This is a genomic window from Paraglaciecola marina, assembly GCF_004360155.1.
GTDB lineage: Bacteria > Pseudomonadota > Gammaproteobacteria > Enterobacterales > Alteromonadaceae > Paraglaciecola > Paraglaciecola marina.
Window position 1 is genome coordinate 438,274 of record NZ_SAIS01000001.1, and the last position, 19,185, is coordinate 457,458.

Here is a 19,185-nt window from a genome sequence, read left to right on the forward strand (position 1 = left end):
AACTTATCGAGTTAAACATGGCCATTACATTAATGTTGCACTTTTATTTTTTCAATTTTAGATGTTGAGGCTGATTGCTCATGTTTATTAGGGTCTAGTCTAAAATCTAATTGCACTTGCAGGCCGGTTTGTATTTGGGCTTTTCCCCCCTGAATTCGGGGTTTGTATTGCCATTGCTCTAAGGCAATAACCGATTCTTTATCGAATATCCGCTGAGGAAATGATTCTATTACTTCAATATTGTCAGTAGAGCCGTCTTTAGTAATATCAAACTGCAATATAACCGAGCCTTCTATACCATTTTGCGCTGCTTTTTGTGGGTATTTAGGCTCTATTCTGATGACAGGGGTAGCCATAAAAGCTTGTTTAACTTTATGGCTAGTTTCTGCCATGTTAGCCAAAGCGACTCCAGCGATAAGGCTAGTGCTAAGTGCTAGGGCTAACCCAATCATAACGGGTTTAACAGAGCGGTTGTTTTGGATGTTTTTGATTCGTTTTTGCATGCTGCTTTTTTCTCCATAGGGTGAATATATTGAAAAGCTGTGTAGTGAGTGCTCCGCACATTTTACAAGTGCTTTGCTGTAGGTGATTTTGTCTTTTTGAGCCAAATTTCTTAATACTGTCGCGTCGCAGGCTAGCTCTTGGCTTCTTCTGAAAGCGCGATATGCTAACCAGCTAAGAGGGTTAAACCAAAATAACGCCACTAAAATTAAGGCTAGTAAATTGTAGAGGTTGTCTTTACGTTGATAATGAACAAGTTCATGGGCCAGCATTAGTTGTTGCTGGCGAACACTGAACTGCGAATGGAATTCTTGTGGTAACAATAGCTCAGGTTTAAATACGCCACTTAAAATAGGGCCTGATAAATTTGAGCTAGTATAGACAGGTAGCTTGTTGGGTAGGCTTCTATGCTTGTTATGTATTTGGGCTGGGGTGCGGGGTAATTGGTGTATTTTTAACTGTGATAAGCCTGCAATATACAAGATAGCACCGCATCCCAAAGCCCATAACCAAGCCCAACTAATATTGAAAGTTTGATCTACTGTCGCTGTGTCTAAATTGACTATATGTCGGTAGATAGAGGTGTCACTTACTGTAATGACATCTTGGGGTAAGTTATTAGCGAGAAGCCCCAAGGGAACAAGTATCCAAAGGGCATAAACTGTAGTGCTTCCTAATTTATGAATGCCTTTCGTTTCAATTGTTATCATAAATAGTAGCAGTAAACTAAACACCAACTGTTGTTCTAGCAGCCAATTAATCATTATTTTGCTCCCATTTATCTATCAAGGCTTTTAACTCATCGATATCAGTTTTAGATAATGAATCGGTATTAGCAAAGCCTGCCACTAGAGGCGCTACTCGACCTTTGAATAAGCGAGACACTAAACTCTCGCTTTCTTTAGTTACGTAAGCGTCTCTTTCAAACAGTGGAAAATACATATAACTTCTTTGCTGTTTTTGGAAATCGATGGCTTGTTTTTTTACTAGCCGACTCAACAGGGTTTTTACGGTTTTGTCGTGCCAATCTTTTTTATGGTTTAAGCGTTGAATAATATCTTGGGCTGAAGCGGGAGAATCTTCCCAAAGGGCTTCAAGTACTTCAAATTCTGTTTTGGTGATATCTTTCATATTGATGATTACAGTTGTAGTCTTTGTGTTTAGATTACACTTGTAATCAATCGGGTCAAGTAATTATTTATTATTTTTAATGGTTAAGGCATTTACTTTAGGAGCGGTTCATTGTTTTATAAATGTACAAAACCTTTTTGAAAAATCTTATACATTTTGAATTCTATACTTGATAAGGATCCCTATGGATCTTATCCCCTTGACGACTTACTCGCAGTATCAACACCTAAACCACCTAAAGATTTTAATGATTTTTGGAAGCAGGCCTATGTTGAGGCCTTAGCTATAAACCCCGCAGCAGTTTTACACGATACTGGCAGACACCATAAAAACTGGAAGGTATATGATGTATCGTTTCAATCAACTGATTCGATAACCATTTGGGGGTGGTTGTTAGTACCCAAGTCCGGCAAGGTTAATAAAGCTTTAGTTATAGGGCATGGATATGCTGGGCGTAATGAGCCAGATTTTAATTTACCTTTTACTGATACTGCACTTTATTTCCCTTGTAGCCGAGGTATATCACGCAGTGCAGCACCCCCTATTTCTCAAGAGCCTTATTGGCATGTGATTCATGATATTGACAAAAAAGACCGTTATATTATTCGTGGATGTGTTGAAGATGTGTGGTTGTCTGTGTCGGTTTTAGAGAATTTATATCCCCATTTGGCGAATAAAGTAAGCTTGTTAGGGGTAAGCTTTAGTGGTGGTGTAGGTATGCTGGCACTTGCTCAAGATACTCGTATTGCACGAGCTCATTTTAATGTACCTACCTTTGGTAACCATCAATTAAGGCTACGGATACCCACCCATGGTAGTGGTAAATCGCTACAAGATTTTTATCAACGAGAGCCCTTTAAACTTATTCGAACCTTGCGGTATTACGATGCCGCCTATGCTGCCGCCAATGTAACCGTGCCTGTTCATTTTGCTCTGGCATTGCGGGACCCTGTGGTGACTCCGCCAGGGCAGTTTGCAATTTATAATCAAGTGAAAAGTGATAAACAGTTATTTGTTTTAGAAGCCGGTCACGATAGTTATCCAAATCAAGGAAAACAGTCAAAAGAACTAAAACAAGAACTTCTAACGTTTTTTAGTTAGTCTCAATTTGGGATGGGTTATAACGTTTACTACCCTTAGCTCAGGTTAGTAACTCGTTTTCTCAAATTGAATAACAGAGTTATTCAAATCTTGAGGAAAAAACTGGATGAAGCGGGAGTATCACAAGTGGTGGAGTCCTCGCTTACAGCGGGATATGGAATTGTTGGTGTTTGGGCATGCTGGCGCACGAGTGTTGGTTTTTCCGACCCGTTTTGCTCGGTTTTATGAATATGAAAACCTGCGAATTCTTGAGCAAATTCAAGACAAAGTAGAGGCTGGACAGTTACAGCTTTTTTGTGTCGACAGTATTGATGCTGAAAGTTTATATTGTGAAACTGCTCATCCTTACTGGCGTATTCAGCGCCACATTCAATACGAGGAATACATATTGAATGAAGTTTTTCCGCTAATGGATAGGCTCAACTCCAACCCTTGTACCATAAGCCATGGCTGTAGTTTAGGGGCATTTCATGCCGCTAATATAGCGCTGCGTCATCCCCATTTATTTAATAAGTTATGTGTATTTAGTGGCCGCTTTGATTTGACACTTAATGTGGAGTATTTCGCAGATTTATTTTCGGGTTTTTATAATGATGATGTGTACTTTCATACGCCATCCCACTTTTTACCTGGGTTGGTTTGCGAGCGAAAACTAAATGATTTAAGAAACATGGATATTGTGATGGTGATTGGCCGAGAAGATCCGTTTTTAAACAACAATTTGCATATGAGCTCTCTGTTTGCAGAAAAAGGCATTGAACATACTTTACACCAGTGGGATGACCGCGCTCACCAAGGTTACTACTGGCGAAGAATGGTGCGGATCTACCTTTAGTTACTTTAAAGTGCAGAATTTATTTATGCTTTTACTATTTTATTTACCTTTTGGTCCAAAAACGCTTAATTTTCCCCATGAATTTGGGTATATTTATTCCGCGGAGCGTTCAATATTTAGCAGAATTTAATTACTATTTGGGGGGAATATGACAAAAGGTCTTAGTTTTATTTTAGTCGCTCTTTTTTTATTCTTGTCGTGCCCTACATCTGCTAAAACCTTTTTAGGTCACTGCCGAAATTATCCCCCAGAATTATATTTTGAAAACGGTAAGTGCAAGGGAGTTATTCCTGACTTGGTTTCCGATATACTTTCTGAATTAGGAATTAAAGTAAAATGGCAGAAAGTACCTTGGGGGCGTTCAATTATTGATGCTCAAAAGGGCAATGTTGATTTATTGATTCGACATTCGATGACGCCAGCACGAGAGTATTACCTTAATGCAATTAAGTATACAGACGCTTCAAGAACTCTGTCATTCTTTAAATCTCCTAACTTTAAGCCTGACATAAGCTCCTATGAAGAGTTAGTTAAGGTTAATGTAGGTGCTATACGAGGAGTGTTTTACTCCCCTGAATTTTCTAAGTTGGACTTTTCGCAACTTACCCTAGTGAGTGAAACTGAACAATTGTTAGGCATGTTAGAGCTGGGTAGAATTGATGTAGTAGTGACTTCAAAGTCGCACAGTATTGATCTATTTGAATCAAACTTTGAGAAGGTAAGCTTACAAGATACCTTTGAAAATCCGTATTTTATAAGTATTCCTGACGAGTCAAAAATGATGGCGTATTTTGATGATATTTCGCGGTTAATGTTGGAATACCGGCAAAGCGGCAGAGTAGAACAGTACTTTGAAAAGCATCTAGCGCCCATACCGACACAAATTTTTGATGAGCTAGATAACCTACCGAATCCAGAAAGCTAAATACTTAAGAGTCCAGCTGTAACTCATGTAAACAACCAGAATTTCGGATAAGCAACGCTTGTCAGCCAAGCTATTTTTGCCCCTCTTTGCGTTGCTCATCATGGGTTTAGAGCGACTAGACAACAGAATGAGCGCCTTAATATGAACAAAAAGGTCCTGACTTACCCTAGGATAAATGGCTTAAAAATAGGTGGCAAAAGGTTATCTAATTGAAATATATATTAAAAGTATTCAGTTTCGAAATTTCTTAACCAAGACTCAGCTGAAATAAATTAGAGCTTGCCGATTGGCAAGCCCTACATTCCAATTTGTTAATTATTACAAACCGTTATGATATTGAACATTGGTGGCATCAGGCACCATTGTTTTTAAGGTGTTCTGTACCATATTGACCATTTCTTTGTCTGTGATTGATTCAGTGCTTAGTAGCTGTTCAAATTGTTTAATCAACAAAGCTTTATCTGGTGACTGTTTGTCTCCTGCGCCAATATTGGTTAAGTCGAGCATGAAGTCATCAAACATATGGGCTAGGTCGTTTACTACTTCTGTATTTACAAATTGATCTTGATTATAAATACTCGGATAGCCAGCTTTTTGTTTATCAATGGCGAATGACTCACCTTTAAGGTTGGTTATGCTGGTGGATTTATCACATGACAACATACAGCCGTTATCAATTCTCGGTTTTTCACAACCCACACTTTGCTGGAAGAAACACTGTCTACTGGCCATCAGCAAAATTGGATGGTACACGCTATACAGCATTTTAAAGTCTTTAGGACGAGCTATGCCGTTAATTTGCATTCTGTTTATTTCGTTGGAAATAAAAGCTCCACTACAGTCAAATTCTTGCTGCATAGCTAAGAGTGCATAGGAGTTTGTAGTATTTAAATACGGCCCTGCAATCCATTTAATGCCTAATTCATAGGCCCTGTTTGCAATACCTGTGTTGTTGGTCACGATTAACTCAGGTTTAACTTGCTCCAAAATATTCAGCGCCACGTCATAATCCTTACCAATTAATACTGACGGGAACCATGGTATTAGCCTAGGATTATCTTGCAAGAAACCTACATACTTCGTGCAATCCCGTTTGTATGCATCGGGTAGCTTAAAATAAATATCTGCATCGGTCACTTCAGCTAAAGCAATGTCTTCTTCATCACAAATCAAAATTGATAAGTTAGCCACAGTATTGGCTTTTTTAGGTGCAGGTTTAGGGTGTTTTTCTAGTTTGGGTAACATAACTTCAGTGACGGGTTTATGACCTTCATTGAGTAATGAGGCTATTTCATTTTTTAATAGGGTAAGCTCTTTAAATGAAATACTAAGGTTTTCAGCTAAGCCTTGTGTGTTTAGTAGCTCTAAATTATATGCAGCGCTGCTGAAGTTTTTAAAGCGCTTATCGATAGCTGCTTGGTCTAAAGGTGTTTTATCATTTGCAGTAAGCAGGGCACTCGACTGAACTGTAAATGTCAGTTCTTGAGGTGATGCAATCGATATGAGCGGTGTGGCTTCTTTGGCTGTAGCGGTAATAGTAAGAGGCTGCCCCTCGTTACCAGAAAAAGCTAAAGTAAGGGCTGGTTTTTCAATACTTACATGTTTGACCTTTTCTGACACCGAAGCTGACATTTGCGCTTTTTCTAAGTCTAGGGTGTCTTCGACACTTTGAATTTGTACAACTGAAATGGCGTTGCTAGCTTGTAGAGCGTGGTTCTTAGAATTGTCTCTCGGGTTCTCAGTAAACATAGACTGGTTTAAGTCACCCCGTAAAAATGCATTAGAAAAATCTCGGTTGAATACTTTATATAACCGCTCGCCGTCTTCGGTTAGCTCGCCGGTTTCTAAGTAGCCATCAATTTGTTTTCTAAAGCTATCAACTACTGTATGTACATAGCTGGCACTTTTTATACGGCCTTCAATTTTAAAGGAATGCACTCCTGCGTCAATCAGTGCCGGTAAATCAAAAAAGGCTGAATTGTCTTTTAGGTTTAACGGGAAGTTATTACCTGAAGGTGTGGTTTCGTATTCTTCACGGCAGGCTTGGCTGCAACGGCCACGGTTACCCGAATTACCGGCACTGGCTGAGGTTGAGTAGCATAAGCCGGAAAACGCGACACATAAGGAGCCGTGCACAAATACTTCGGTAAGTACGTCTTGCTCTTGGCATACTGCATTTATTGCGGTTATTTCACGCAAGTTTAATTCCCGAGACAAATTAACCCGAGACGCCCCTAACTTTTTAAGAAAGGGGATTTGCCCCACATTATGGGTGGTTAGCTGAGTTGATGCGTGAATATCAAGGGTAGGGAAGTGCTTCTTAAGAATGTAAAACATACCTATATCTTGCACTATCACACCATCTAAGGTGGTGTTAGCCAACTTATTTAGTAATTTAGCGAGTGATTTAAATTCTCGCTCTAAGATAACAATATTTAGGGTTAAGAAAATCTGGCACTGGTATTGATGTGCCAAGCGAATGATCCCGATAAGTTGCTCAAAGGATATATTTGAGGCGCGATTACGGGCGTTAAAGTTGTCTAAACCGCAGTACACCGCATCAGCGCCCGCTATTATTGCCGCTTTAATTGCGTCAACGTCACCACCAGGTGCTAATAATTCTATTTTAGGATCCATGTATCAACTTATCGAAATTAGGTAAATTTTTGAGGTTATTTTGAGCGGGGGATTTTACCCGTATATTTAGGTAATGAATACCGATAAAATACTCGGGTATTTAACGCAGTGTATATTCACAAGCTTTCACTTTTAAAAGGCGAACACTTTTTTATGGCTCTTCCTGTTTTATATTCTTTACGTAACTGCCCTTATGCTATGCGAGCTAGAATAGCCATATACAAATCTAAACAAACTATAGAGCTAAGGGATGTAGTGCTTAAAGATAAACCTGCCGAGATGCTTATTGCATCACCTAAAGGTACGGTGCCCACTTTAGTGCTCAGTGCTGATGGTCAGACGCAAAAGGTGATTGATGAAAGTTTAGATGTGATGCTATGGGCGTTACAAGAAAGTGACCCGGATAATTTATTGAGAGCTGGAGTGGTAGAGGGTGATGACGCTCCAGAAATATCTGCAAATTTAACCGAGATATTAGACTTGGTTTATGGTTTTGACCATGAATTTAAAGGTTTGTTAGAGGCTTATAAATGCGCCAAACGCTACCATGAAACTAACTTGCTTGAGTGCCGTCAAGCTTGTGAAGTCTATATTCAGGACCTAGAGAAACGGCTTAGTTCTCATGCTTATCTAATGGACGACCATGAAAGTTTGGCTGATATCGCCATTTTGCCTTTTATACGTCAGTTCGCTAAGGTTGAGCGGCAGTGGTATTTGCAATCGCCATATCCGCAACTAAAGCAATGGCTTAATAAATACCTGCAAAGCCCTATGTTTAATAAAGTCATGACTAATTACCCTATATGGCATGTGAAAAGTGAGCCTGTAGTGTTTGGTTTCAGTTAAGCTACTTATGTATAAGCAACGCCACTAGATTAAACTTACCTCTTATTGTGGCGCTATCTGTATGTCTAAATAAATTAATGGTGGTGATGGCCTTCTAGTGCTTCACCTTTATCATTATAAAAACCAGAAGCTCCTGACTCTACAAAGCCTAGAGTAACCATTTTTGTTAAAAAAGGATCGGTATGGTCGTCGCCTATGTCAGCATAATCTGTGCCTTTATAAGCATAAAGTTTTTTGAAATACTCATCTACTTTTGCTGTTTTAGTGTCCAGACTTGTTAACTGCCAATGTTCTTTGCGGCTTGGGTTGTCTAATCTGAACGATTCAACTAGTTTCATTTGTGGGATCCAGACAATTGAAAGTTCGCTCTTATCAGTTTTGTAGGTAAGAAAAACACGTTCGTCACAACCAGCCCCTTGACGCTTAGTCTCTGTCATTTTGCTTAACATGCTGGTTGATACTAGTTGAAATCTGTAGCTCCAATCTGTTTCTTTTTTACCATGAACGACTTCACCAGGTTGATATTCAATGGCGCGGTGGTAATCGTTAAAATATCTGATGGGCTTAATCAATTTGTGGTTAATATTTTGCCACATCTCAGTGATTTTGGTGCTTGGATATTGGTGAGCGACTACCTCTTTATCACGCCATAAAATAAGCGGTGTACTGGTGCTTGTGCGACCTTTTTGTTCAACTGAAATATTATATTCTGCTTTTAGTTGGTCATTTTCAGTACATGCTTGATTGGCATATGCGCTAACACTCATTATTAGTTGAGCGAACAATAAAATTGTTGTTTTTTTGAAATTCAAAACATTTTCCTAGGGGTTGCTATTGAAGGTAAGTAAAGAAAACGAGGCAAAATGACATTACCCCGTTTTCTATAACAAATTATTTTTATTCTACTGCTGCATCTGCCGCGCCTGTTAAGTCAGCAGCGAAGTCCATAACATGGAAAATCATGTTTTGTTCTTGTGTACCGTTGATTAGCAAGGCTCCTGGCCCGGAAGCAAATATTCCTACATCTTCACCAGAGTGAGTTTCAGAGCCTAGTGGCACCAAAGCTTCTTGGTGGAATCCAGATGATGCTGTATCTACATCTGTTAAGTCTTGACGACCTGTTGCGGCATCAAGCGTATAGGTTGCATCAGCGTCAGTTTCTGTGCCTAAGTCTCGGAAACCCAAACCATTGGTGTAACCTAAGGTGGTGTAAGGCATGCCATCGCTGGCTGTTGCTTCTTCTGTAGAGTTAACGCTTACCACTTTGCCTAATATTGGGTTACCACGTTTTGGATAGCCCGCAATAGTAAATACGTGACCGTGATCAGCGGTAACGATTATCAATGTTTCAGATGAGTCAGTTAATTCAACTGCTTTAGCGACAGCATCAGAGAACGCAATGGTATCTGTTAGCGCGTTATATGCGCTGCCAGCATGGTGACCGTGGTCGATACGACCTGATTCAACCATTAGAAAAAAGCCATCATCATTATTGTCAAGTATGTTGATAGCTGTTTCTGTCATCTCACTGATAGAAGGTTCGCCAGCAATATCGTTTCCACGATCGGCTTCATATTGCATGTGTGATTCATTAAATAAGCCAAACACATGCTCAACTGAGTCTGTGTCGATAGCTTCAAAACCTGATTGATCCATCACATATTCACCGTCTGGGTAGATGTCCTGCCACTCAGAGGTTAAATCACGGCCGTCTGTTCTATCGCCTTCGACGGTACTAACCGCATCTGCACTATTATAGTCAGCATCATTTGGTAAAAAGTGTCGGCGACCACCACCAAATACTACTTCTATGCCATCAATGTCTAGGTCTTCTATTTTAGCTTCAAGGATACTTTCAAAGTTAACGAGTTGATCAGCAATATCAACACAGTCATTAGAGTCTGATGGCATATCTGAGATATCTTCCCAGTTACGGTCTGCAGACTTGGCGTAAGTCGCAGCAGGTGTGGCGTGAGTGATCCTAGCTGTTGATATTATACCAGTAGACTTACCAGCAATTTCTGCCAGTTCTAATGCAGTATATAGTTCATTACCATCTACTGTTGAGCACTCTCCGCGTTCTATGTCTTCATCAACACCGATAACCCCTACGTCAGTTTTAACACCACTCATCATAGCTGTCATTGTTCCAGCAGAGTCAGGGGTTTGTGCGTCAACGTTGTAAGTTTTTGCTAAACCAGCAAATGGGAAAGTTTCAAAGCTAAGTTGGTTCTCTTCACCTTCGTTACCGTTTAGCTGTCCTTCTAAAATACGTGCCGCCGTTACAGTAGAGATGCCCATGCCATCGCCAACAAACAAGATGACATTTTTAGCTTGCCCACGCAAAGACTCGATACTTGATGCCTTAGCTGTGATAGTCGTCTTTGCTGTTTTGGCAGTAGCTGAACTAATTGAGCTTGCCCATACATCTTTTGCTGTCTCTATTTCCGCTTCACCAGCTGCGAACCAGTCATTGTTTAAGGTGGTTAGTATTTCACTGTTAGAAACAGATGTTACGCCAGCAGCACATACGTACTCTGTGGCAGTTATTTCACTATCACTTAGTGAGCCATCTGCATCATTATCTAAACCTGAGTCTATTTGAACGCCACTATTTGGGCAGTTAGTATCACCTACAGTTAGGGGTGTTTGTAATATTAGGCTGTTTAAGCCATCCGATCCGTTAGTGCCGTCTGTTCCATTTGTTCCATTATCGCCATCTGAACATCCTACAAGACCCAGAATAGCCAGCGATATGATGCTTAATTTAAAATTTTTCATTGTTAACTCCGACTATTCGTCTACTAAATCTAAAGCTTGGTTTATAAGGTGAAATACTACACTTTGCTCTACTACGCCCTGAGCGAGCTGAGCTCCAGGTCCTTGTGCATGTAAGCTAATATCTTCTCCAGAGTGTGTTTCCGAGCCAAGCGGTATCAATGCTTCTTGGTGAAAACCAGAGGTGGTGGTATCTACGTCAGTTAAGTCTTGACGGCCGGTTACTGCATCTGATGTGTAAGTCTCATCAGCATCAGTTTCAGTACCTAAATTTCTAAATCCTAATCCATTGGTATAACCTAGGGTGGTATAAGGCATATCGTCCGAAGCCATAGCAGCTTCATCGCTTCCTACTGAAACAACTTTACCTAGAATAGGGTTACCACGCTTGGGGTAGCCAGCAATAGTAAATACGTGACCATGATCAGCTGTAACGATAATTAAGGTTTCATCTGCATTAGTCATGTTTACTGCGGCTTCGACAGCATCTGCAAACTCCAAAGTGTCGGTTAGAGCATTGTAAGCGCTGCCTGCATGGTGTCCATGGTCGATACGACCTGATTCAACCATAAGGAAAAAACCTTGTTCATTGTTATCTAATTTATTGATAGCAGTGGTGGTCATTTCACTTAAAGAAGGCTCGCCAGCGACGTCATTAGCTCGGTCTGCTTCGTATTGCATGTGTGATTCATTAAATAAAGCGAAGATATGGCCGCCATTTTCAGTATCTAGTGCGTCAAAACCTGCCTGGTCAACTATGTAACTTCCGTTTGGATAAGTTTCTTGCCACTCCGCAGTGAGGTCTCGTCCGTCTGTACGATCACCCTCAATAGTACTGACTGCGTCTGTACTGTTGTATGTTTCATCATTAGGTAAAAAATGGCGACGACCGCCACCCATGGCAACTTCTATACCGTCAACATCTACGCCTGTGTAACGAGCTTCTAAATTGGCTTCAAAATTAACTAATTGGTCGGCAATATCAACGCAGTCAGTTGCATCGTCTGGCATATCTGAAATGTCTTCCCAGTTACGGTCAGCTGATTTTGCGTAAGTCGCAGCAGGTGTGGCATGGGTAATACGAGCGGTTGAAATAACACCAGTCGACATACCTTTGATTTCAGCAAGTTCTAATGCAGTTATTACTTCATTACCTGATTGAGTTGAACATTCACCTCGTACAATATCTTCATCTACACCAATAACACCTACATCTGTTTTTAAACCACTCATCATGGCTGTCATGGTGCCGGCCGAATCGGGTGTTTGTGCATCTACGTTGTAGGTTTTAACTAAAGCTGTGTGCGGAAAGGTTTCAAAGCTTAGATAACCTTCTTCACCCGGATTGCCTGCAAGCTGGCCTTGCATTATGCGAGAAGCTGTTAAGGTAGACACACCCATGCCGTCACCAACAAAAAGAATCACGTTCTTAGCTTTAAAGTTGTTACTAACGGTTGATTTTTCGACTAGCTTCGATTGGGCATCGGTATACCATTGATTTTCAGTTTGATGCTCAGGTAATACCTGTGCATTCAAGCCAGAAGATACTGCTATGGCTATTGCGCTAGCCGTTGCAATCCAGTTTTTTTTCATCTTATTGTTATCCTATTAAATAGTGCTTAACGTGCATACCTAAACTGAGTTTAGGTATATGACTGCCGATAGGATAAGGAAGGATTATGAATGGTTAGCTACACATTGGTGACAATATTATGACGTTATTATGTATTTTTTGTGATTTATATTATGTTATATCATCACGATTTTGGCGGGGTTTGAGCCTTAATAATTAACATTGCTTTAACCTTATTGATTGCTTTTATAACGCTACTGAAGTGAGGGCTATGCTAGTACTGGACACTTTTAACATACTAGCTTGTTCGTACCAATCCCCTAGCACTATCCGCTCGGCGGCTTGGTTGTTTAAGTCAAAATGATGGATAGCAGGTCTGTGGGTATGGCCGTGAATAAGCCTTTGTACATTATGGGATTGCATTGTTGCAATTACCGCTGCTTGGGTAACGTCCATAATCTCCATTGTGAGTTTGGTTTGTTTGTTTTTGCTGGTGGCTCTGGCTTTTTTGGCTAATTTGCGGCGAATACTAAGGGGTAAACTCAACATGATTTTGGGCCACCACCAAGAGCGGGCGGTTTTGCGAAATTTTTGATATTCAACATCTTGAGTGCAGAGTTCGTCGCCATGCATGATTAGGGTAGGCTGGCCATATAGGTTTATGACTTTTTGCTCCGGTAAAATGGTAAAGCCGGCTTGCTTTGCAAACTTTTGTCTGAGTAAAAAATCTCGATTACCGTGAATAAAATAAACAGGAATACCTTTGACGCTCAGTGCTTTAAATGCAGCAGCAATACTTAGCGTAAAGCTGTTTTGTTCATCATCACCAATCCAAACTTCGAATAAATCACCTAACACATATAAAGCATCGGCTTTGGTGGCTTGGTTTTTTAAGAATTCAAATAAGCATTGATTAATGTCATCTCTGTCTGCTGAAAGATGCAAATCTGCAATGAAGTAGGTAAATGGGGAAGGGGAGGTCATTAATTGAGAAAAAGTATGAGTACGGGGCAAAGCAAGTAACTAAGCCCCGTATCAAGATTAATCGATGATTTCGGCTTTTTGAATAACCACATCTTCTACAGGTACATCTTGATGGTAGCCTGAGTTTCCTGTTGATACTGCTTTGATTTTTTCAACAACATCCATGCCATCGGTTACTTCAGCAAATACGCAATAACCCCAGCCATCAGTGCTTTCGCTACGGAAGTTCAAAAAGCTATTGTCGCCTACGTTAATGAAGAACTGAGCAGTAGCCGAATGGGGCTCATTTGTTCGCGCCATAGCAACGGTGCCTAGGTTATTGGCTAAACCATTGTTTGCTTCATTTTGAATCGTTGCTTTGGTTTCTTTTTGCTCCATACCTGGTTCAAATCCGCCACCTTGGATCATGAAGCCATCAATAACTCTATGAAAAATGGTGTTGTCGTAAAACCCGTCTTTTACATAATCTAGAAAGTTCGCAACTGTAATTGGAGCTTTATCAGCAAAAAGTGTTAGTGTGATAACGCCGTAATTTGTATGGATTTTAACCATTAAATAGCCCCTTTAAGGATGAAGATAAAAATAACAGCAGCATTCTAGCCTATCTCCTACTGTTTTTTAAGACTTTAAGGGTAATTGACTGGTGCAGCTAGAGTTTCTCAATGATAGAATTCCGTTTTTAGGCCGTATGTTCGGTCTTTATTTTTAACTAAAGGACAATGATTATATGCTACATATTTACAACACCTTAACCCGAAAAAAAGAGCAATTTAAGCCATTGCAAGCTGGTAAGGTGGGTCTATATGTATGTGGTATTACCGTTTACGACTTATGTCATGTTGGTCATGCTCGGACTTACTTAAGCTTTGATCTAATGGTGCGTTACATGCGCTCTCGAGGTTTAGATGTAAAGTATGTGCGTAACATTACAGATGTTGACGATAAAATTATTGCACGCGCCAATGAAAGGGGCATAGACGCAGCAGAGTTTACCGAGCAAACCATCGCCCGTATGCACGAAGATTTTGCTGCGATTGGTTTACTTGAACCAGATATTGAACCCCGTGTTACCACTCATATGCCTGAGATTATTGACGTGATTCAGCGTTTAATAGACAAAGGTCATGCCTATCAAGCACCCAGTGGTGATGTGTTGTTTGAGGTGAGTACCTATGAAGCATACGGGAAACTAGGTCGTCAAGATTTAGAGCAGTTAAACGCTGGTGCTCGCGTTGAAGTTGCATCTGAAAAACGAGATCCATTAGATTTTGTGTTGTGGAAAACCGTCAAACCAGGTGAGCCCTTTTGGGAGTCTCCTTGGGGTAATGGCCGCCCAGGATGGCATATTGAATGCTCGGCAATGAATCACAAACACCTTGGTGAACATTTTGATATTCACGGTGGCGGCTCTGACTTAGTGTTCCCACATCATGAAAATGAAGTGGCCCAATCCTGCTGTGCTTTTGATACTAAATATGTGAATTACTGGGTGCATACCGGCATGGTACAGGTTAATGAAGAAAAAATGTCTAAGTCACTGGGTAACTTCTTTACTTTACGTGATGTACTCGATCTATACGATGCCGAAACTGTACGTTATTTCTTGATGTCGGCTCAATATCGTAGTCAGTTGAGTTATTCAGATAGCTTTATTCAACAAGCTCGAGCGTCTCTAGAACGTTTGTACACCTCGCTTAGAGATGTCACTCCTAATATGGACGTTGATATTTCTTTGGGGGGATATCAAGAGCGTTTTAATCAGGCTATGGACGATGACTTTAATACACCAGAAGCCTTTGCTGTGTTGTTTGATTTGGCTAAAGAAGTGAATAAAGCCGAAGGCCAACAAGCAACTGATTTGGCAGGTGTGATGATTAAGCTTGCTGATATTTTAGGTATTTTACAGCAATCACCTAATGATTTCTTGCAAGGAACCGCCGCCGGAGAGCAAGACGACGTAGCAGAAATTGAAGGCCTTATAAAAGCTCGCAATGATGCTCGTGCTAATAAAGACTGGGCAGCAGCAGACGCTGCCCGAGATGCTTTGAATCGCTTAAATATTGTTTTGGAAGATAGTGCGAGTGGCACAACCTGGAGACGCGGTTAATTTAATCTTTTAAGTCCCGATTTTTCTCGGGGCTGTTCTTTTTTATTGTAACCTCCTTGGTTTTGCACATTGTTTGCACATTTCGGTTGTTTATTTCTTGGTAATATATCTTCGCTTAACTTGTTAGCCGAGGTTGATTGGTAATTGAGGTGGGTTAATTAAGAAATAGCATCCATTTACTTTGTTAAATTAATAAGGAAAACAATATGGTTGATTCAATCGGTAGCGCAAGCTTTCGTCCACCGCCTCCTCCATCTGGTGCTGGTGGCCAATCGAGTCTTACAGACGACCAAACATCCCTAATTGAAGAAACGTTAGCGGGTTATGATGCAGATAACTTAACTGAAAGTGATGCTGCAAGTATCGTTGAAGCATTTGCCGATGCGGGCATAGCTCCAAGCTCTGCTTTTGCTGATAAGCTTGCTGAAGTTGGCTTTGATGCTCAAGAAATTGGGGGACTTGCAGGTGTAGGCTCTGCTGAGTCAGGTCAGCGTCCACCCCCACCACCTCCAGCAGACAGTTCAAGCAGTTTAGATTTAACTGATGCTGTGGATTATTTAGAGACTTTATTTGAAGAAAAAGCAGAAACTGAAACAGATAACTCAAGTATTACTGCACAACTAGCAGAGCGTTTTGGTTTAGCTGAAGGCGAGTCGTTAATTAATATCACTGTTTAATTTTACTGACGATATATAAACCAATACGGTACAAGGCAATGTAGTTTAAAGCTTATTGCCTTTTTTATTGCCTTAAAGGTGACGACTTAAAGCCAGCGTCTAACTTTGGCTTTATAACGGTTGTATTCTTCACCAAAGCGCTTCTCTATTGCGCGCTCTTCTGGTTTTATTTGGAAATAGGTAAGGTACAGCACAAAAATCGGAAGGTTCATTAATCCCAATGGGCTTCCAAGTTTTAAAATTGCAGCCAGTAATACTAGTGCCATTCCTAAATACATAGGGTTGCGGGTGAAACCATAAATACCCGTTGATACTAAGTACTAGTGTTATGTGGTTTGTGAGGATCTAGTGTGGTTTTAGCCTGTCTAAATTGCCAAACACCAGCTAATGCAATAAAAACACCCACAGTAGCAAAGTAAATATAACTGTCTTGAAACGCTCCAGGAAACAAAATAACCGAAAAATAACGGTTACATAGATAAGTGCTGACCAAAGTTATACACAACACGACTGGAGGGTGAAGCTTGAGCTCAAGGAACTTCAAAGCATTGCCTTTTAAGTTTGAGTTACATCAACATAGATTTTAAGTTTTTGGCCAGGTTGTAAGTATTTTTTCAATTTACTTTGATTCCACTTTTGTAAATCACTGACTTTGACTTTGAACTTGCCTGCTATGCGGGCCAAAGAGTCACCGTTACGAACCGTGTAAGTTAATGAGCGCATAACCCCATCAGAGTTTTGATTACTACTAACTTGGTTCACCCATATAACTAATTCTTTACCGGGTCGTAATGTATCAGTGGGAGCCATACCATTCCATTTGGCTAACTGACGTAAATTGACTTTGTATTCACGACTTATATCCCAAAAAGTATCACCACTTTTGACTGTATGTTTTAGCTTATACGCGCCACTTTTTGTAGATTGGGTTTTAGCTAAACGTTGTTCTTGAGATAGTGAGTATGAATCTAGGGACTTTAAAGCAACAGGCACAATTAAGTGTTTACCAACCACAATAACGTTGCTTTTAAGCTTGTTAACTTTACTGATGATATCAACTGTAGTGTGGTATTTAGCTGCCAACTTAAGCAAACTATCACCACTTTTTACTTTATGCCTCACCCAATTTAATCTGTCTTTGTTATCAGTTTTTGCAAGTTCAGCTGTGAAAGCAGTAACTTTGTCGATGGGTATTAGTAGGGTATGAGGACCATCAGGGTCGGTGGCCCAGCGGTTGTAACCTGGGTTTAAGGCGTGCAGTTCTTTTACTGTTAAGCCTGCCATATCAGCCGCTAATGCTAAATCTATTTGTGACTCAACATTTACTTGTTGGGTGAAAGGGATATTTTCAATGCTGGGCCATTCAAAACTATATTGTTCACTGTTGCTTAATATATCAGCTAGGGCTAAAAGTTTTGGTACGTAAGCTCGGGTTTCTTTGGGTAAATCTAAGTGCCAAAAGTCCGTTGCCTTACCTGCTTTCCTGTTTTTTCTAATCGATCTTAAAACACGACCTTCGCCACTATTGTAGGCTGCTAATGCATGAAACCAGTCACCATCAAACATTTTAACCAAATAGTTTAAATAGTTGATTGCACCCTGGGTTGATGCCATGACATCGCGACGGCCGTCGTACCACCAAGTTTGTTTCATGCCAAATCGTGTGCCTGTTGATGGAATAAATTGCCACATGCCAGCTGCGCGGCCATGAGAGTATGCAAAGGGATCAAAGGCGCTTTCAACTATAGGGAGCAATACCAATTCTAGTGGCATATTCTGTTGTTCTAGTTGTTCGACTATTAAATATAAAAAAGGCTTAGCTCGTTTAGCAACACGCTTCATGTAGCTAGGGTGTTTTAAATACCAATTACGTTGTGCCTGTATACGGCTATTATCTTCATACTCGAAGTTGAGTTGGTGACGGATTCGTTGCCATACATCTTTAATCTCTACTTCTGCTGCGGCTTCTAAAACCTCTTCAGGTACTGCAACGGCCACTTCAACGGTTTCTATGGGATGAGTAATGGGAATAATGCCAGCCTTAGCCGACTCACAATCAAAATGACCTTCTGAATTTTCGTGATCTTGCTCACAAGACTCCACTATTTTTTCGGCTATTTGATGCTCTTCTTCAAGCTGACTATTTTGGGTACTGCTAGTGGTTGTTTGGCAGCCCATAAGGCTAGTAAACACCACCACAGGAATAACTTTATATAGACGCAATGTATTCTCTTTATATTTTTAGTTTGTTGTTTGTCGCTTTTAGCCTGCTAGTTTGTAATATGAATACAGGCAGCTAGTTATGTTACTAATTAAAAATTGTCTTTCCAATGCCTTAGTGATGCAAATACTGCTTCTTCTGAAGTTAATTGCTCTGCTTGCTTGTCATTGACACTTGCTACCACCGTTTCAATATTGCAACGTAAAAATGGATTAATATTTTGCTCCTTTTCTAAGGTTGAAGGTAAGGTTGGCAAGTTATTGGTGCGTTTTTGTACTGCCCAGTTTTCGTATTCGACAAGCGCTTGGTTGTCTGGTTCCACAGCTTTTGCAAACTTAATATTTGCTAATGTGTATTCATGGGTGCAATAGACTTTAGTTTTACTGGGAAGGGCTTTGAATTTTGCTAACGATTGATACATTTGTAAGGGAGTGCCTTCGAATAATCTGCCACAACCGGCAGAAAATAAGGTATCGCCACAAAATAAGCTGCCTTCGCCATAGTAAGTAATATGATCTAAGGTGTGCCCGGGTACTTCCATAATAGACAAGTTAATTTTTAAAACAGGTAGTTCAATCCGATCGCCGTCTTTTAATTTATGAGTTATTTGTTGAATTTTAGGGTTTTGAGGGCCGTATACAGGGATATCGGGGTAAGTCTCTAATAAAGTATTTATGCCGCCAGTGTGGTCGCTATGGTGGTGTGTGATGAGTATAGCTACTAAGGTTAATCGTTTATTTTTACAATATTCAATGACTGGAGTTGCATCACCAGGATCAACAACTACACAATATTGTTGATTGTGTATGCTCCATATGTAATTGTCTTCAAAGGCCGAAATGGGGTGAACATTTAAACTCACGGTGTAA

Annotated in this window: 18 protein-coding genes; 6 read left to right on the forward strand and 12 right to left on the reverse strand. The window is 40.3% G+C overall.

Annotated elements, in window-relative coordinates; genetic code table 11:
• Window positions 1-29: 29 nt before the first annotated feature.
• Entirely contained in the window at window positions 30-1,265 is a 1,236-nt protein-coding gene (locus tag EOK74_RS08005; protein ID WP_133469459.1) for a M56 family metallopeptidase, read from the reverse strand.
• The gene (locus tag EOK74_RS08010; RefSeq protein ID WP_133469460.1) at window positions 1,258-1,632 is read right to left on the reverse strand and encodes a BlaI/MecI/CopY family transcriptional regulator; all 375 of its coding nucleotides are present in this window, start codon (window positions 1,630-1,632) and stop codon (window positions 1,258-1,260) included. Before EOK74_RS08010 ends, EOK74_RS08005 begins: the two co-directional genes overlap by 8 nt.
• A 156-nt stretch (window positions 1,633-1,788) precedes the next feature.
• On the opposite strand from EOK74_RS08010, the gene EOK74_RS08015 reads away from it, so the two are divergent.
• The 3 genes from EOK74_RS08015 (at window position 1,789) to EOK74_RS08025 (ending at window position 4,493) form a co-directional block, all read left to right on the forward strand.
• Window positions 1,789-2,733, forward strand: a complete 945-nt coding sequence (locus EOK74_RS08015) for an acetylxylan esterase (RefSeq protein WP_239024048.1) — start codon at window positions 1,789-1,791, stop codon at window positions 2,731-2,733.
• A gap of 106 nt (window positions 2,734-2,839) precedes the next feature.
• Window positions 2,840-3,568: an esterase family protein gene (locus EOK74_RS08020; RefSeq protein WP_133469461.1), complete on the forward strand. Its 729-nt coding sequence runs from the start codon at window positions 2,840-2,842 to the stop codon at window positions 3,566-3,568.
• Window positions 3,569-3,716: 148 nt separating this feature from the next.
• Window positions 3,717-4,493 carry a substrate-binding periplasmic protein gene (locus EOK74_RS08025; protein WP_133469462.1) on the forward strand — a complete coding sequence of 259 codons (777 nt, stop codon included), beginning with the start codon at window positions 3,717-3,719 and terminating at the stop codon, window positions 4,491-4,493.
• Window positions 4,494-4,811: 318 nt separating this feature from the next.
• Here the strand turns inward: EOK74_RS08025 and EOK74_RS08030 are convergent, their stop codons facing one another.
• Complete coding sequence (locus tag EOK74_RS08030) at window positions 4,812-7,130, reverse strand: peptidase U32 family protein (protein WP_133469463.1); 2,319 nt, start codon at window positions 7,128-7,130, stop codon at window positions 4,812-4,814.
• A 153-nt stretch (window positions 7,131-7,283) separates the two neighbouring features.
• Here EOK74_RS08030 and EOK74_RS08035 point away from each other — a divergent pair, with 153 nt between their 5' ends.
• A complete protein-coding gene (locus tag EOK74_RS08035) occupies window positions 7,284-7,976 on the forward strand; it encodes a glutathione S-transferase (protein ID WP_133469464.1) in 693 nt (230 codons plus the stop codon).
• 74 nt (window positions 7,977-8,050) lie between these two features.
• Here the strand turns inward: EOK74_RS08035 and EOK74_RS08040 are convergent, their stop codons facing one another.
• From EOK74_RS08040 to EOK74_RS08060, 5 genes are all read right to left on the reverse strand, one after another.
• A complete protein-coding gene (locus EOK74_RS08040; RefSeq protein WP_133469465.1) occupies window positions 8,051-8,788 on the reverse strand; it encodes a hypothetical protein in 738 nt (245 codons plus the stop codon).
• 85 nt (window positions 8,789-8,873) lie between these two features.
• Window positions 8,874-10,757, reverse strand: a complete 1,884-nt coding sequence (locus EOK74_RS08045; RefSeq protein WP_133469466.1) for an alkaline phosphatase — start codon at window positions 10,755-10,757, stop codon at window positions 8,874-8,876.
• 12 nt (window positions 10,758-10,769) lie between these two features.
• A complete protein-coding gene (locus EOK74_RS08050; RefSeq protein ID WP_133469467.1) occupies window positions 10,770-12,347 on the reverse strand; it encodes an alkaline phosphatase in 1,578 nt (525 codons plus the stop codon).
• Window positions 12,348-12,573: 226 nt separating this feature from the next.
• Window positions 12,574-13,311, reverse strand: coding sequence for a UDP-2,3-diacylglucosamine diphosphatase (gene lpxH / locus EOK74_RS08055; protein WP_133469724.1), 738 nt, complete (start codon window positions 13,309-13,311; stop codon window positions 12,574-12,576).
• 57 nt (window positions 13,312-13,368) lie between these two features.
• Window positions 13,369-13,863, reverse strand: coding sequence for a peptidylprolyl isomerase (locus EOK74_RS08060; protein ID WP_133469468.1), 495 nt, complete (start codon window positions 13,861-13,863; stop codon window positions 13,369-13,371).
• Window positions 13,864-14,038: 175 nt separating this feature from the next.
• On the opposite strand from EOK74_RS08060, the gene cysS reads away from it, so the two are divergent.
• Both cysS and EOK74_RS08070 read left to right on the forward strand, forming a co-directional pair.
• Complete coding sequence (gene cysS / locus EOK74_RS08065) at window positions 14,039-15,418, forward strand: cysteine--tRNA ligase (protein ID WP_133469469.1); 1,380 nt, start codon at window positions 14,039-14,041, stop codon at window positions 15,416-15,418.
• A gap of 206 nt (window positions 15,419-15,624) precedes the next feature.
• Window positions 15,625-16,095: a hypothetical protein gene (locus EOK74_RS08070; protein ID WP_133469470.1), complete on the forward strand. Its 471-nt coding sequence runs from the start codon at window positions 15,625-15,627 to the stop codon at window positions 16,093-16,095.
• 86 nt (window positions 16,096-16,181) lie between these two features.
• Here the strand turns inward: EOK74_RS08070 and EOK74_RS21020 are convergent, their stop codons facing one another.
• From EOK74_RS21020 to gloB, 4 genes are all read right to left on the reverse strand, one after another.
• Window positions 16,182-16,361, reverse strand: coding sequence for a methyltransferase family protein (locus tag EOK74_RS21020; protein WP_239024049.1), 180 nt, complete (start codon window positions 16,359-16,361; stop codon window positions 16,182-16,184).
• Window positions 16,362-16,408: 47 nt separating this feature from the next.
• Entirely contained in the window at window positions 16,409-16,639 is a 231-nt protein-coding gene (locus EOK74_RS21025) for a hypothetical protein (protein ID WP_239024050.1), read from the reverse strand.
• Between the two features lie 11 nt (window positions 16,640-16,650).
• Complete coding sequence (locus tag EOK74_RS08080) at window positions 16,651-18,273, reverse strand: LysM peptidoglycan-binding domain-containing protein (RefSeq protein ID WP_205964576.1); 1,623 nt, start codon at window positions 18,271-18,273, stop codon at window positions 16,651-16,653.
• A 134-nt stretch (window positions 18,274-18,407) separates the two neighbouring features.
• Complete coding sequence (gloB, locus tag EOK74_RS08085; protein WP_133469472.1) at window positions 18,408-19,178, reverse strand: hydroxyacylglutathione hydrolase; 771 nt, start codon at window positions 19,176-19,178, stop codon at window positions 18,408-18,410.
• Window positions 19,179-19,185 lie beyond the last annotated feature (7 nt).

Bases quoted from the DNA above. Each gene is read 5' to 3' on its own strand.
- EOK74_RS08005 (WP_133469459.1), bottom strand. From the start codon at position 1,265: ATGATTAATTGGCTGCTAGAACAACAGTTGGTGTTTAGTTTACTGCTA.
- EOK74_RS08010 (WP_133469460.1), bottom strand. From the start codon at position 1,632: ATGAAAGATATCACCAAAACAGAATTTGAAGTACTTGAAGCCCTTTGG.
- EOK74_RS08020 (WP_133469461.1), top strand. From the start codon at position 2,840: ATGAAGCGGGAGTATCACAAGTGGTGGAGTCCTCGCTTACAGCGGGAT.
- EOK74_RS08025 (WP_133469462.1), top strand. From the start codon at position 3,717: ATGACAAAAGGTCTTAGTTTTATTTTAGTCGCTCTTTTTTTATTCTTG.
- EOK74_RS08030 (WP_133469463.1), bottom strand. From the start codon at position 7,130: ATGGATCCTAAAATAGAATTATTAGCACCTGGTGGTGACGTTGACGCA.
- EOK74_RS08035 (WP_133469464.1), top strand. From the start codon at position 7,284: ATGGCTCTTCCTGTTTTATATTCTTTACGTAACTGCCCTTATGCTATG.
- EOK74_RS08045 (WP_133469466.1), bottom strand. From the start codon at position 10,757: ATGAAAAATTTTAAATTAAGCATCATATCGCTGGCTATTCTGGGTCTT.
- EOK74_RS08050 (WP_133469467.1), bottom strand. From the start codon at position 12,347: ATGAAAAAAAACTGGATTGCAACGGCTAGCGCAATAGCCATAGCAGTA.
- lpxH (WP_133469724.1), bottom strand. From the start codon at position 13,311: ATGACCTCCCCTTCCCCATTTACCTACTTCATTGCAGATTTGCATCTT.
- EOK74_RS08060 (WP_133469468.1), bottom strand. From the start codon at position 13,863: ATGGTTAAAATCCATACAAATTACGGCGTTATCACACTAACACTTTTT.
- cysS (WP_133469469.1), top strand. From the start codon at position 14,039: ATGCTACATATTTACAACACCTTAACCCGAAAAAAAGAGCAATTTAAG.
- EOK74_RS08070 (WP_133469470.1), top strand. From the start codon at position 15,625: ATGGTTGATTCAATCGGTAGCGCAAGCTTTCGTCCACCGCCTCCTCCA.
- EOK74_RS21020 (WP_239024049.1), bottom strand. From the start codon at position 16,361: ATGGCACTAGTATTACTGGCTGCAATTTTAAAACTTGGAAGCCCATTG.
- EOK74_RS08080 (WP_205964576.1), bottom strand. From the start codon at position 18,273: ATGGGCTGCCAAACAACCACTAGCAGTACCCAAAATAGTCAGCTTGAA.